The organism is Streptomyces sp. NPDC031111 (assembly GCF_055570675.1).
Genome location: NZ_JBVIGS010000009.1, coordinates 102,046 through 114,475, shown reverse-complemented (window position 1 = coordinate 114,475; position 12,430 = coordinate 102,046). Strand labels below are relative to the sequence as shown.

At 69.5% G+C, this 12,430-nt stretch carries 14 protein-coding genes; 6 read left to right on the top strand and 8 right to left on the bottom strand.

Annotated features, from left to right (window positions below):
• Window positions 1–129: 129 nt before the first annotated feature.
• Both phoP and phoR read right to left on the bottom strand, forming a co-directional pair.
• On the bottom strand, window positions 130–810 hold the full coding sequence (gene phoP, locus ACZ470_RS20005; RefSeq protein ID WP_030829297.1) for a two-component system response regulator PhoP: 681 nt from the start codon (window positions 808–810) through the stop codon (window positions 130–132).
• Window positions 807–2,099, bottom strand: coding sequence for a two-component system sensor histidine kinase PhoR (gene phoR, locus ACZ470_RS20000; protein ID WP_468428855.1), 1,293 nt, complete (start codon window positions 2,097–2,099; stop codon window positions 807–809). Before phoR ends, phoP begins: the two co-directional genes overlap by 4 nt.
• Before the next feature lie 235 nt (window positions 2,100–2,334).
• Between phoR and phoU the strand changes: the two genes are divergently transcribed.
• The 3 genes from phoU to ACZ470_RS19985 all read left to right on the top strand — a co-directional run bounded on the left by phoU (window position 2,335) and on the right by ACZ470_RS19985 (window position 3,704).
• Complete coding sequence (gene phoU, locus ACZ470_RS19995) at window positions 2,335–3,024, top strand: phosphate signaling complex protein PhoU (protein ID WP_468428853.1); 690 nt, start codon at window positions 2,335–2,337, stop codon at window positions 3,022–3,024.
• Between the two features lie 132 nt (window positions 3,025–3,156).
• Window positions 3,157–3,312: a hypothetical protein gene (locus ACZ470_RS19990; protein WP_468428852.1), complete on the top strand. Its 156-nt coding sequence runs from the start codon at window positions 3,157–3,159 to the stop codon at window positions 3,310–3,312.
• Between the two features lie 143 nt (window positions 3,313–3,455).
• Window positions 3,456–3,704, top strand: a complete 249-nt coding sequence (locus ACZ470_RS19985; RefSeq protein ID WP_468428851.1) for an SCO4226 family nickel-binding protein — start codon at window positions 3,456–3,458, stop codon at window positions 3,702–3,704.
• Between the two features lie 36 nt (window positions 3,705–3,740).
• Here ACZ470_RS19985 and ACZ470_RS19980 read toward each other — a convergent pair whose 3' ends face one another.
• Entirely contained in the window at window positions 3,741–5,006 is a 1,266-nt protein-coding gene (locus tag ACZ470_RS19980; RefSeq protein WP_468428849.1) for an MDR family MFS transporter, read from the bottom strand.
• Window positions 5,007–5,161: 155 nt separating this feature from the next.
• Between ACZ470_RS19980 and ACZ470_RS19975 the strand changes: the two genes are divergently transcribed.
• Window positions 5,162–5,923: a phosphoglyceromutase gene (locus ACZ470_RS19975; RefSeq protein ID WP_468428847.1), complete on the top strand. Its 762-nt coding sequence runs from the start codon at window positions 5,162–5,164 to the stop codon at window positions 5,921–5,923.
• Window positions 5,924–5,992: 69 nt separating this feature from the next.
• Here the strand turns inward: ACZ470_RS19975 and ACZ470_RS19970 are convergent, their stop codons facing one another.
• The 5 genes from ACZ470_RS19970 to ACZ470_RS19950 form a co-directional block, all read right to left on the bottom strand.
• Complete coding sequence (locus ACZ470_RS19970) at window positions 5,993–6,658, bottom strand: phosphotransferase (RefSeq protein ID WP_468428846.1); 666 nt, start codon at window positions 6,656–6,658, stop codon at window positions 5,993–5,995.
• Between the two features lie 219 nt (window positions 6,659–6,877).
• Window positions 6,878–7,732 (bottom strand): aldo/keto reductase, encoded by an 855-nt coding sequence (locus ACZ470_RS19965; RefSeq protein ID WP_468429205.1) that lies wholly within the window; start codon window positions 7,730–7,732, stop codon window positions 6,878–6,880.
• A gap of 38 nt (window positions 7,733–7,770) precedes the next feature.
• Window positions 7,771–8,955, bottom strand: coding sequence for a cupin domain-containing protein (locus ACZ470_RS19960; RefSeq protein WP_468428844.1), 1,185 nt, complete (start codon window positions 8,953–8,955; stop codon window positions 7,771–7,773).
• Window positions 8,956–8,970: 15 nt separating this feature from the next.
• Complete coding sequence (locus tag ACZ470_RS19955) at window positions 8,971–9,114, bottom strand: hypothetical protein (protein WP_468428843.1); 144 nt, start codon at window positions 9,112–9,114, stop codon at window positions 8,971–8,973.
• 162 nt (window positions 9,115–9,276) lie between these two features.
• Window positions 9,277–9,759 carry an ATP-binding protein gene (locus ACZ470_RS19950; RefSeq protein ID WP_468428841.1) on the bottom strand — a complete coding sequence of 161 codons (483 nt, stop codon included), beginning with the start codon at window positions 9,757–9,759 and terminating at the stop codon, window positions 9,277–9,279.
• Window positions 9,760–9,936: 177 nt separating this feature from the next.
• Here ACZ470_RS19950 and ACZ470_RS19945 point away from each other — a divergent pair, with 177 nt between their 5' ends.
• Complete coding sequence (locus ACZ470_RS19945; RefSeq protein WP_468428839.1) at window positions 9,937–11,103, top strand: helix-turn-helix transcriptional regulator; 1,167 nt, start codon at window positions 9,937–9,939, stop codon at window positions 11,101–11,103.
• Window positions 11,104–11,120: 17 nt separating this feature from the next.
• On the top strand, window positions 11,121–11,846 hold the full coding sequence (locus ACZ470_RS19940) for a 5-formyltetrahydrofolate cyclo-ligase (RefSeq protein ID WP_468428838.1): 726 nt from the start codon (window positions 11,121–11,123) through the stop codon (window positions 11,844–11,846).
• Window positions 11,847–12,430 lie beyond the last annotated feature (584 nt).

Here is a 12,430-nt window from a genome sequence, read left to right as displayed (position 1 = left end):
GCGGTGGGGGTACCTCCCGCTCATGGGGGTCCCTCCCGCTCGAGCGAAGCCGAGAGTGGGGGAGAAGCCGAGAGTGGGGGAGGCACCCCGCAAGCGCCGGGCCGCGCAACCCACCCCCGCCCAGCCGCTCTACGGCTCGAACTTGTACCCCAGCCCCCGCACAGTCACCAGATACCGCGGAGCCCCCGGGTCCGGCTCGATCTTCGCCCGCAGCCGCTTCACATGAACATCGAGCGTCTTGGTGTCACCGACATAGTCCGCACCCCACACCCGGTCGATGAGTTGCATCCGGGTCAGCACCCGCCCGGCATTGCGCAGCAGCATCTCCAGCAGGTCGAACTCCTTCAGCGGCAGATCGACCTTCGTGCCGCCCACCGTCACCACGTGCCGGTCGACGTCCATCCGCACCGGCCCGGCCTCCAGCGCCGCGGGGGCGACCTCCTCCGGCTCACCGCGCCGGCGCAGCACCGCGCGGATACGGGCGACCAGCTCCCGCGAGGAGAACGGCTTGGTGACGTAGTCGTCGGCCCCTATCTCCAGCCCGACAACCTTGTCGATCTCGCTGTCCTTGGCGGTCACCATGATGACGGGGACATTGGAACGGCCGCGCAGCTGGCGGCACACCTCGGTGCCCGGCAGCCCGGGCAGCATCAGGTCGAGCAGAACGAGGTCGGCGCCGTTGCGCTCGAACTCGTCGAGTCCGTCGGGCCCGGTGGTCGCGACCGCGACCTCGAAGCCCTCCTTGCGGAGCATGTACGACAGGGCGTCGGAGAAGGACTCCTCGTCCTCGACAACGAGCACTCGGGTCACGGAAGGACCTCCGGGGAGGGAAGCGTTTCGTACGCGGATGAATCGGAAGAGTGGGGGGATGGGTGGGCCGACCGTCGGGCCTCGCCGTCGAGGCCGTCTGTTTCGTCCCGGTGGGACATCTGATGGGCGCGGTCGCGGGCCGCACCGGCCTCCGGCAGCCGCAGGGTGAAGGTGGAACCCTGGCCCTCGGCGCTCCACACCGTGACCTCCCCGCCGTGCGAGGCCGCCACGTGTTTCACGATCGCGAGGCCCAGCCCCGTACCACCGGTGGCACGGGAGCGGGCCGGGTCGACCCGGTAGAAGCGCTCGAAGATGCGCTCCTTGTCCTTGTCGGAGATGCCGATGCCCTGGTCGGTCACGGCTATCTCGATCAGGTCCCCGCCGGGCTGGGCGACCGTACGGGCCGCGATGCCCACGCGGGTGCGGGCGGGTGAGTAGTTGACCGCGTTCTCGACGAGGTTGCCGAGCGCGGCTGCGAGCTGACCGCGGTTCCCCCACACGTGCAGGTCGGCGGTGCCGCCCGCGGCCATGGTGATCTCCTTGGTGCCGGCCTGGTGCCGGCAGCGGTCGATCGCCTCGGCGACCAGTTCGTCGACGCGGATGGGTTCGGCGTCCTCCAGCGGGTCGTCGTTCTGGACCCGGGAGAGGTCGATGAGCTCCTGCACCAGGTTCGTCAGCCGGGTCGCCTCGATCTGCATCCGCCCGGCGAACCGCTCCACCGCCTCGGGGTCGTCGGCGGCGTCCATCACGGCCTCGGACAGCAGGGAGAGCGCCCCGACGGGCGTCTTGAGCTCGTGACTGACGTTGGCGACGAAGTCGCGTCGTACGGCCTCGATGCGGCGGGCCTCGGTGAGGTCCTCGACGAGCAGCAGAACGAGCCGGGAGCCGAGCGGGGCGACCCGCGCGGACACCGCGAGGGCCTCGCCGCGTCCGGTCCCCCGGCGGGGCAGGTCCAGCTCGACCTGGCGTATCTCACCGTCGCGCCGGGTGTCGCGGGCCATCTGGAGCATGGGCTCCACGGCGAGCTTGCCGCCCCGGACGAGTCCGAGGGCGTACGCGGCGGAGCTGGCCTTGACCACACCGTCGGCCTCGTCGAGGACGACGGCGGACGAGCGCAGCACGGACAGGACGGTGTCCACTCCCGGCGGCAGCACCGGGTCGGTGTGCAGGGAGGTACGCGTCGGCCGCCGCTGTTCGCGCTCGCTGATGCGGAACGCCAGCATGGCGATGACGCCGGTGAGCACTCCGGCGATCGCTGCCAATGCGGCGACCGCCGCGTTCACGTCCATGCGTCCAGGTTAGGCATGGCGCGGGCGGTGCCCACAGCCGTCGGAGTGCGAGCTCGAACACTCGTCGCCCAGAGTTCACCTTGGAGCCAGGGATGGTTCATTTGGGGTGACGGAACCCGACGCGTACGGGACGCACCGTGGGAGCGTGGGGAGGAGCCCGGGCCCCTGAAGCCCGGACAGAGACGCATGAAGCCCAGGCCCTGAGCCCGGACAGAGACGCACGAGAGGAACCCTGATGCGGGACGCGTACCACGAGGAACTGGATTCGATCGGCGACGGTCTGGTGGAGATGGCCCGACTGGTCGGGTCGGCGATCGGACGCGCCACGACCGCCATCCTCGACGCCGATCTGAAGCTGGCGGAAAGCGTGATCGAGGCCGACCAGAAGGTCGACGAACTCCAGCACGACCTGGAGGCGCGGGCCATCGCCCTGCTGGCCCGCCAGCAGCCGGTGGCGACCGACCTGCGCATAGTCGTCACCTCGCTGCGGATGTCGGCGGACCTGGAGCGCTCGGGAGACCTGGCCCAGCACGTGGCGAAGCTCGCCCGGCTGCGGTACCCGGAGCGTGGGGTCCCCCGCGATCTGCACGCCACGATCCTGGAGATGGGCCAGCTCGCGCAGCGCCTGATGGCGAAGGCGGCGGAAGTCATCATCACCAAGGACGTCGACCTGGCGCTCCAGCTGGAGCAGGACGACGACGCGATGGACCTCCTCCACCGCACCCTCTTCCAGCACCTGATGGACGACCGCTGGAAGCACGGCATCGAGACGGCCGTCGACGTCACCCTGCTGGGCCGCTACTACGAGCGCTTCGCCGACCACGCGGTGTCGGTCGCCAAGCGGGTGGTGTACCTGGTCACCGGTGAACACGCGGACGAGATCCAGGCGGACCTCCAGCCGGTGCCGGGGGTCGAGGGGGCCTGACGACGGGCGTGCCCCCGCGCGACGGGGGCCGGCCGGACCTCGTACGAGCCTCAATGCGCCGTTGATGCGCCCAGCGGGGCGGGCATCCAATGAGGGCAGGTGTGCACAGGCGCCAGCCCCGAGGAGGGACCCATGGCCGAATCCCCCAGCACGACCCCCGACCCCACGCAGGAGCGCGAGACCGAGCAGCCCGCCGAGGTCAGGAACCTCACCCTGGTCGCCGCCTGCGGCTGCGGCTCGGGCTGCGGCTGCGGCTGCCAGTCGGGCAACCCCTGCCAGTGCGGCTGACGCCGTACGCACCGGGCCCGCCATCGACCGAAGGACCCCGGCGCCCATGACGGGCGCCGGGGTCCTCGGCATGCCGGGGCAGGCGGTGGGGCGCAGGATGGGAGACAGGTGGCAGCCACGCAACTCGGAAGGAGGTGCGAGCCATGGCCCAGTTCATGGACGTCCACCACGGCATGGAGGGCCTCACGGAGGACAAGCTGCGCCAGGCCCATGAGGCCGACCTCGCGATACAGCAGGAAGAGGGAGTCCACTTCCGGCAGGCGTGGGCGGACCCGGAGTCCGGCACGGTCTACTGCCTCTCCGACGCCCCCTCCGCCGAGGCGGTCCAGCGCATCCACGAACGCACCGGCCACAAGGCCGACGAGATCCACGCGGTACCGCTGTCGGTATGAGCGGGACGTTCGAGTCCCCGCAGGGGCCGGCGCTTCTCAGGAGGCGCCGGCCTTCACACTCCGCTCCCCCACGACAGCCCCCTTCTCCTCCTGTGGAAGCTCCTCCTGCGGAAGCCGCCGCATCAGCAGCCCGTACCCGAGGCCGGCCACCGTACCGACGACGGCGCACATCCCCCACAGCCACTCGGCGCCCCAGCGGTCGATGACGAGACCGGACATCAGCGGGGCTATGAGGGAGGCGACCGCCCAAGACATGGTGTACATGCCCTGGTAGCGCCCGCGCCCGTGCACCGGGGAGAGGCGGACGACGAGCCCGGTCTGGGTCGGCGCGTTGACGATCTCCGCCAGCGTCCACACGCACACGGTGAGGGCGAAGACGCCGACCGACCCGGCGAAGGCGGTGAGCCCGAAGCCGTATCCGGCCAGCAGGGACGAGGCGATGAGCAGCAGCCGCGGGTCCCGGTGTTCGATGAACCGGGTGACGGGGATCTGGAGCACGACGATCAGTACGCCGTTGACGGCGATGGCGAATCCGTAGTCGGCGGGCGTGAACCCGGCCTCGCCCATGGCGACGGGCAGTCCGAGGAAGCCCTGCTGGAAGATGAGGGCGATGAGGAAGGAAAGCCCGACGACGCTCATGAACCGCCCGTCGCGCAGGACGGTCCCGAGCCCGACGGCGTCCTCGACCTCGGCCTTGTCCTCCTGGACGGGCCGGGACTCGGGCAGCTTCACGAAGACGAGGACGGCGCAGACCAGCGTCATGCCCGCCTCGATCAGGAATCCGGCGAGGTAGCTGTACTCGGCGATGAAGCCGGCCCCCGCGGAGGAGATCGCGAAGCCGAGGTTGATGGCCCAGTAGTTGAGCGAGAAGGCCCGGATACGGTCCTCGGGCCGCACGATGTCCGCCATCATCGCCTGCACGGCGGGCCGGGAGGCGTTGGAGGCCATGCCCACGAGGAACGCGACGGCGGCGATGCCGATCGGATCACGCACGAAACCGAGAGCCGCCACGGACACGGCCGTGGACGTCTGCGCGATCAGCAGCGTGGGCCGCCGCCCCAGCCGGTCGGTCATCACTCCGGCGCCCAGCGACGAGATGACCCCGCCGAGCCCGTGCAGCGCGGCGACGAGACCGGCGTAGGAGGCGGAGTAACCCCGGTCGAGGGTCAGGTACAGCGCCATGAAGGTGGCGACGAACCCACCGAGCCGGTTGACGAGGGTGCTGGTCCACAGCCACCAGAACTCGCGGGGGAGCCCGGAGACGGACTCGCGCACGGCACGTCTCACTCCGGCGACTGACATGGGACCCCCGTAGAACAGATGTAAGCGGCTGATGCGGCAGGCACAACTTACGAAGGAGCGGCTCCGGGGGACCACTCAATTAACAGATCCCGTCAACCGTCCGCCAGGCGGGCAGGGCGCGCGGCCCGTACAGGGCGTCGATTACGCTCGGGCCCATGGCCGACGCACCGTACAAGCTGATCCTCCTCCGCCACGGCGAGAGCGAGTGGAACGAGAAGAACCTGTTCACCGGCTGGGTGGACGTCAACCTCACCCCGAAGGGCGAGAAGGAGGCGACGCGCGGCGGCGAGCTGCTCAAGGACGCCGGCCTGCTGCCCGACGTGCTCCACACCTCCCTCCAGAAGCGCGCGATCCGCACCGCGCAGCTCGCGCTGGAGGCCGCCGACCGCCTGTGGATCCCGGTGAACCGCAGCTGGCGCCTGAACGAGCGCCACTACGGCGCCCTCCAGGGCAAGGACAAGGCGCAGACCCTCGCGGAGTTCGGCGAGGAGCAGTTCATGCTGTGGCGCCGCTCCTACGACACCCCGCCGCCGGCGCTCGCCAACGACGCCGAGTACTCCCAGTTCTCCGACCCGCGCTACGCGACCCTCCCGCCGGAGCTGCGCCCGCAGACGGAGTGCCTGAAGGACGTCGTCGTCCGCATGCTCCCGTACTGGTTCGACGCGATCGTCCCCGACCTCCTGGCCAACCGCACGGTCCTGGTCGCCGCCCACGGCAACAGCCTGCGCGCCCTGGTCAAGCACCTGGACGGCATCTCGGACGCCGACATCGCGGGCCTGAACATCCCGACGGGCATCCCCCTCTCCTACGAACTCGACGCCGACTTCAAGCCGGTCAACCCCGGCGGCACGTACCTCGACCCCGAGGCGGCCGCGGCGGCAATCGAGGCGGTCAAGAACCAGGGCAAGAAGAAGTAGCCCGAACGCTTTAGGCCCCCTACCTGCGGGTTCTCCGAAGGCAGGGGGCTTACTGCTGCCCTTGGGCCATCAGTGGGCCCTGATCACCCCGCCTGCCGTCATCCGGTGCCAGACCTCTTCCGCGCGCTGTCGCAGAGCGGGGACAAGTTCCACGTTGTCCCCGCGTTCGGCGCTTTGCAGCAGTTCGGTGATGACCGCTAGCTCCGCGAAGCGCCCCTCCTCACTGTCGAGAACAGCGGCAAGTTCCTGGCGGACCCGCTTGGCGGCCTCCGGTATCCCGACGCTGTAGGCGTGCAGCAAGGCGGCGTCGTAACCGGCCGGGGCAGTACCCCAGCCCTCCCAGTCCAGGATGCCGAGCTCAGGGCCTGCGAGGTTGGCCCAGTGCAGGTCGCCATGTGCGGTGGCCCACGCAGGCGGCACCGTCGGGACGGCCCCGGGGAGGAAGGCAAGATACTTCGGCATGGCGCGGTCCAGGTACGCCTGGCGTACGGCCGTACGGTCGGTGGGAACCGCCGAGAGAGTGGCGAGCGCCGTGCGTAGGTCGCTCCACCAGCCCGCGGACAGATGAGGTTCGGCAGTGACCAACGCGGGGGTGGGCGAGACGGTCTCGCCGATGGCGTGGTCGTACAGCTCTGCCTTGTACGCGTTTGCTCCCTCCGTCCACTCCTGTACGAGACGCAGGCAAGGACGCGGCACCTGCCGGGGCACCAGCCGTTCGGCGTCCTCCGGCCCCATCCACAACTTGCCGGTCGCCCTGTCCAGCGGGCTGTGGACGACACGCAGCCACCCTGGCCCGTAAGGGCTGATGACCGGACGGCCGAGCGTACGGCCCCTCCACCCCCACGCCTCCCGCCCCGCCCTTCCGCCTGTCGGCCGACCCTTAGGAGCCACCCTGAGGAAGCCGCACGCCACGGTGTGGGCACTCCGCATGCGCGCGACAACCTCGGGGTGTCGTCAGGTACCGAGGACATCGACGACCTTTCTCAGACGATCGGGCGACAAAGGCTCCCGGGCCGCAGCGCCGCGAGCGTCGGCCCAGTGTGCCGGTGTGCTCGCCGACAGCAGGACACGCGACACCCCCGGAGCCGACAGGGCGACCAAGAGGGCGGCCTGTGCCCGGGAGACCGTGGAATCGATGAGGCAGGCCAGCTCTTCCGTCATCGCGCCAAGCAGTTCACCGCCTCCGAGCGGAGCCGATGCGAAGACATCGAGCCCGGCTTCCCTGGCTTCCGCCAGGGCTCCGCACCCGTCGAGTGCGTCCGCGACCACGGCCAGTCGAATGAGCGAGACCGGAAACTGAAGAGCTCGGAAGTGGTGGCGTGGCCCGCCCACGAGCTCAGCAAGTTCCGTGACTTCAGCGACCGTGAACATGCCACTCGACAGGCCTGTCCAGGTGGCCACGCCATAGCCGCCGATCTCGTCGGCGTCCGCTGCGCCCTCCAGCTCTTCGAAGGCCTCGGTCAGGGTCCGCGACAGATCACTCCGGTCTGTCCGGCCGTGTTCCGGGTTGTGGACGAAGACCAGGTCCGGGACGCGGCCGAGGCGGGTGCGGCTGCGGGCGAGCTGCCAGGCGATATAGGGACGTGCCAAGCAGTGGCTCTGATTGCGGTCGCCCGGCAGCATGCCGGCGTCCCGCGCTGGCCGCCGGTCGGAGTCGGGCACGAAGCCGACCTTGGTCGAGACACGCACCTGTGGAAACTCGTCGAGAACCGGCCGCAGACAGGCCTCGGCCGAGCCGGACGCGTAGTTCGGCGCCGTGTCGATCCATGTCACACCGACATCGACAGCAGCGGCCACCGACCGGGACACATCACGGCACCGGTACGTCCCGGCCGCGAGCCGGGCGCTCACCCGGCCCGTCCGACGGCCGCGACCTCGCCATCCACCAATTCGCTGACGAGCAGCGCCGCCTGACCGACGCGAAGTCCGGCCGCCCGGGCGAGTGCTTCCAGGCGGTGACGGCCTCCGTCCACGAGAAGGGACAGCAGGGGCGCGGCCTGTGGGGAGAAGGTCCATTCCTCTCCCCCTGCCGTCAGCACCGCGCGCCCCTCTCTGTCGCTGTGCAGCCGGGCGCGTCCGGTCACCAGGTGTACGGCGAGAGCGGGGTCGGGCGGCACGCCTTCCACGTACGGCAGTGAGGGCACCAGGCGGGCCCGCTCAGTGGCGTCCCGCATGGCGAGGAAACGGTCGAGCAACGCTGCGTCCTCGAACTCCTTCATGACGAGGTCGCCGAGCGAGCGCAGGAAATCCGCCTTCTCCTCCTCGCTCCCGAAGCGTGGCAGATCACTGCGCACGGTCGCTTCGCGGCGCAGGACCTCGGAGAGCCACTGGAGGAGGTCGGCACCGGTCGTCGTCTGCATGCCGCAGGTGAGGTGGAGCGAGTGGACGCCTTCGGACGCGGCCACCGCGTGCCACCAGCCGCGCGGCAGGTACAGCATGTCCCCCGCGCTGAGGACCAGTTCGGCAAGCGGCTCGTTCGGCGGCGGTTCCGGCACGTCCGTGTCGCGGTGCAGGGGGGCTTGCCTCGTGAGGCCGTAGATGCGCCAACGTTTGGCGCCGTCGAGTTGGAGGACGAGCACGTCATGGTCGTCCCAGTGGACTCCGAAGCCTTCCTCTGGGGTCCAGGAGGCGTAGGCGTTGACCTGGATGCCGGTGCGCAGGTGTCGTTCCAGCGCCTGTGCGAGATGGCCGACGGCCGGGTGCAGCTCGTCGATCGCGTCCAGTACGAGGGTGGCGCCCTCGGCGAGGTGGCCGTGCAGTTCGGCGGGCTTGAGCCGGTGCCACACGGTGCTGCGTCGGGTGGTGACCGGCATCGAGTACGCGTGCTGGGGCAGTGCCTCGCCACCGGCCGAGAGGCGCAGGCGGGGCGGTTCGAGCCGGTGGTGGGTGAGCAGGGAGTTCAGGTCGTCCCAGCCCAGCAGGCCGTCGAAGCGGCCCGGCTCGCCGTGAAAGTGGTGGTAGGTGCGGCCGTACACCTGGGCGAGGAAGCCCTCGCCCAGGCGTGCGACCACCGCGGCTACGTCGGTGGTCATCGGATACGGCCCTTCTCAGTCGTTGCCGTCGGAGCGACCGGTGGACCCACCGTCCGAGGGCTGCTCGGCCCGCGAACGGGCGGCGGCGATCCGACGACGCGCGACCAGCAGGCCGGACTCCTCCTGATCACTGTTCGTGGTGCTGTGCTGTTCGAGCATGGCTGTGTCTCCTTCGTTCGGTGTTGGCGGAAGCGAGCAGGCCGCCCGCTCCCTGGAAGTGACGTCCTCAACTGCCCCACCAGCGGTGGGAGTCAAGTCGAAGGCGCCGGTACCTGACTCGGGCCTTGCGCGTCCCGCATCAGGTCGTCAAGGGTCACGCGGTCAGGTCCGCAGTGACGTGTGCAATAGGGCTGCTGAGCACGCCGTTGCTGGCGGTGGAGGCACGTGGAAGGACGAACCTGAGCGACTTCCGATCTCGAACCAGACCGCCTTTCCGTCGGCGGTCGGCCGGGCCCCCCACACCTGGGCAAGGCGGGCGACCAGATGAAGCCCGCGCCCGCTTTCCCCATCCAGGTCGGTAGGCGCCAACTGTGGAAGGGCGCCGCCTTCCGTGTCCTCGGCCTCCAACCTCACGCGGGTCCCGTCCCAGCTCACCGTGACGCGGCAGCCCTCCCCCGTGTGCACGACGGCGTTCGCGATCACCTCACCGGCCAGCAACTCGAGCGTCTCGACCGTGTTCTCGACGAGTGGCAAGTCCCAATCACGGACAACCGCGATAACCCTGCGACGAGCGGACGGCACTGCACCGACGTCGGACGGGACGCGGAAGGACAAGGACTTGAGGACGGGCGTTCGGAACGTCATGGAGGGCGGACCTTCCTGGCGATGTGCATCGGAGTTCCACACAACCGCCCACAGCGGACAACGCCCAGAGCACAATGGACGCACCAATGCGGCATCCGTGCGTCATCACCACGCCTCACCTGGGAAGTCGCCCGCCGCACATCCCTGGCAAGGCAGAAGGAACGGGGAGACAGCGTCATGGCACACCACCGCAACGGCCTCGCCGCACGCCGCCGAACCGTAGGCCTCACCCAAGAAGCTCTCGCCGAGCACATGCGAGTGGACCGCTCCACCGTCACCCGCTGGGAATCGGGCCGCACCGCCCCGCAACCCTGGTTACGTCCACGGCTGGCCCGCCTGCTGAGGGTCGATGCCGAAGGTCTCGATAACTTGCTGTCCGTACGTACGACAAGTAGCCCGCACGGGCAGGACGCCCTGGACTACGCGGTGCTTCACCCTGACCGCATCGACCTGCCCGCCGTCGCCGCACTTCGCACACGCTTCGACGACTGCGCGGCCCGCTACGACTGCGCACCGTCGGCCGGCCTCATCGCAGAAGCAGCAGCACAACTCAACCGCATCGACCAGTTCGCCGCCGGTTCCGCCCGCGGACGCGTGCGAAGAGAGCTCCACGCTCTGCACGCCGACGCGTGCACCCCCATGGGGCAGTTGGTCTGGGACGCCTCCCAACGCCGCGACCACACCGCGGCGAAGACGTACTACGAGCAGAGCGCCGACCTCGCCCGCCATCTACGGGACGCAGCTCTCGAAGCCCACGCTCTACTGCGCACGTGCTACGTCGCGCTGTACGGCGCACACGACGCGCAGGCCGGCCTCGCGCTCGCGAAGCAAGCCACCGAAACCGCCGAACGCGCGAGTCCCGCGCTGGCCGGACTGGCACTCCTTCACGTCGCCGAGGCGCACGCCATGCTGCGGTCGGCCTCGGACTGCGAGCGCGCACTCTCCTGCGCGGAACGCCGACTCACCCAGGCGGACGGCAGCGATGCCGCGGCCGACCTGGTGTCGCCCACCCAGTTCGGCCGCCTGGCAGGCTCCTGCTACCTCACCCTCGGAGACCACCAACGGGCCGAGATCCTGCTGGCCGACACGGCGGAGCATTTGCGGGACAGGCGAAAGTCACGCGCGATCGTGCTGGGGAACCTTACGCTCGCCCGTATCCGTCAACGCGATGTCGAGGCGGGGGTGGCCAGCCTCACCGAAGCCATCGTCGAGTTGGAGACCACACGCGGAGGCGGAGGCATGAACATCGTCTTCGGAGCCGCCCGCGAACTGCGACCCTGGCGACAGGAGCCCCTCGTCGCAGAGGTCCACGACAGACTGCTCGGCTTGATGACGGCAGCGTAGGAGAGAAGGAGACACCGGTGGCAGCCAACTCCCTGGACCGCGCCAAGCTGGCAGTACGCACGCAGGTCTGGGACGCCCTGACCGCCGCGGACGCCGTCCACGACGTCTCCGTCCATGGCCGCATCCCCCACTTCAAGGGCGCCGAGCAAGCAGCGGCCCGGCTCGCGGCACTCCCGGCCTGGCAGCACGCAAGCGTAGTCAAAGCCGTACCGGACAAGGCACAACTCCCGGTGCGGGCACGGGCTCTGGAGGAAGGCAAAACCGTCTACATGGCGGTCCCCAAGCTGGCCACCCTCAAGCCCTTCTACCTCCTCGACCCGGCCGCCCTCACGGTCCCACCCGCCGAGGCCGCAGCCAGCCGCACCGCTGCCGCCATCGCCCCCACTGTCGAAGTCGACGCCCTCCGCCCCCTGGACCTGATCATCCTCGGCAGCGTCGCCGTCAACCGCGACGGCGCCCGCATCGGCAAGGGCGCCGGCTACTCGGACATCGAGTTCGCCCTGCTCACCGAAGCCGGCCTAGTGACTCCCGAGACCGTCGTCGTCACCACCGTCCACCCACTCCAGGTGACCGAGACCCCGATCCCCACGACGGAACACGACGTCAGCGTCGACCTGATCGTGACCCCCGACGAAACCATCACGTGCCCGAACCCTCACCGCCCGTCAGGAATCGACTGGCCAACCCTCACCCCGGAAAAAATCGCCACGATCCCAGCACTCCTGGCCCGCCAACACTCCTGAAACCCCACGCTCCAATCCCCAACCGCGACAAGACACCACCCACAGCCCAAACTTGATTCAAACTCTCTCTACTGGTTCAAGCCCGCGCACGGCGCGAGTGCGGGCGCTGTTCCCGACTGCGGGCCCGTAGTGGTGTGCGCGGGGTGCTCCCATCCCGTCCCCCGTCGACCCAGGCAGAGCCGAGCAGACGCGGCCCCTGGCGTCCAGGTCGTTCGTACAGTGGCGCGCTCCACCTGGACGCCAGGACCCACGCCCGCTCCACTGTGTGTGGGTCGACGGCGGACGAGATGGGAGCTGGGGTAAGTGGTGGGTTGAGCATTCTCCACACGAGGAGCACGAGCAACCTCAAGTGCGGTACGCTGCCGCCTACTTGCCAAAGGCAACGCCAGAAAACCGTGCGCGATAATCCTGGCAGGGACGTCGCACGGCTATGGCACTTCAGATCGAAGGTCTCACTTCAACCGAGGAGGTACTCGTGCCCGACCGGGACGACCCCCACCCTAATGCATCTGAAGATGCGCTGACTGTACCCACAAAACCATTGCAATGCAATGGCTTCCACGGGACGGTGGATGGCGATGGGG

Coding starts and splice junctions, on each gene's coding strand:
- phoR (WP_468428855.1), bottom strand. CDS start 2,099: ATGGACGTGAACGCGGCGGTCGCCGCATTGGCAGCGATCGCCGGAGTG.
- ACZ470_RS19960 (WP_468428844.1), bottom strand. CDS start 8,955: ATGACCACCGACGTAGCCGCGGTGGTCGCACGCCTGGGCGAGGGCTTC.
- ACZ470_RS19990 (WP_468428852.1), top strand. CDS start 3,157: ATGGCCGAATCCCCCAGCACGACCCCCGACCCCACGCAGGAGCGCGAG.
- ACZ470_RS19950 (WP_468428841.1), bottom strand. CDS start 9,759: ATGACGTTCCGAACGCCCGTCCTCAAGTCCTTGTCCTTCCGCGTCCCG.
- phoU (WP_468428853.1), top strand. CDS start 2,335: ATGCGGGACGCGTACCACGAGGAACTGGATTCGATCGGCGACGGTCTG.
- ACZ470_RS19970 (WP_468428846.1), bottom strand. CDS start 6,658: ATGGGGCCGGAGGACGCCGAACGGCTGGTGCCCCGGCAGGTGCCGCGT.
- ACZ470_RS19955 (WP_468428843.1), bottom strand. CDS start 9,114: ATGCTCGAACAGCACAGCACCACGAACAGTGATCAGGAGGAGTCCGGC.
- ACZ470_RS19945 (WP_468428839.1), top strand. CDS start 9,937: ATGGCACACCACCGCAACGGCCTCGCCGCACGCCGCCGAACCGTAGGC.
- ACZ470_RS19985 (WP_468428851.1), top strand. CDS start 3,456: ATGGCCCAGTTCATGGACGTCCACCACGGCATGGAGGGCCTCACGGAG.
- ACZ470_RS19975 (WP_468428847.1), top strand. CDS start 5,162: ATGGCCGACGCACCGTACAAGCTGATCCTCCTCCGCCACGGCGAGAGC.
- ACZ470_RS19980 (WP_468428849.1), bottom strand. CDS start 5,006: ATGTCAGTCGCCGGAGTGAGACGTGCCGTGCGCGAGTCCGTCTCCGGG.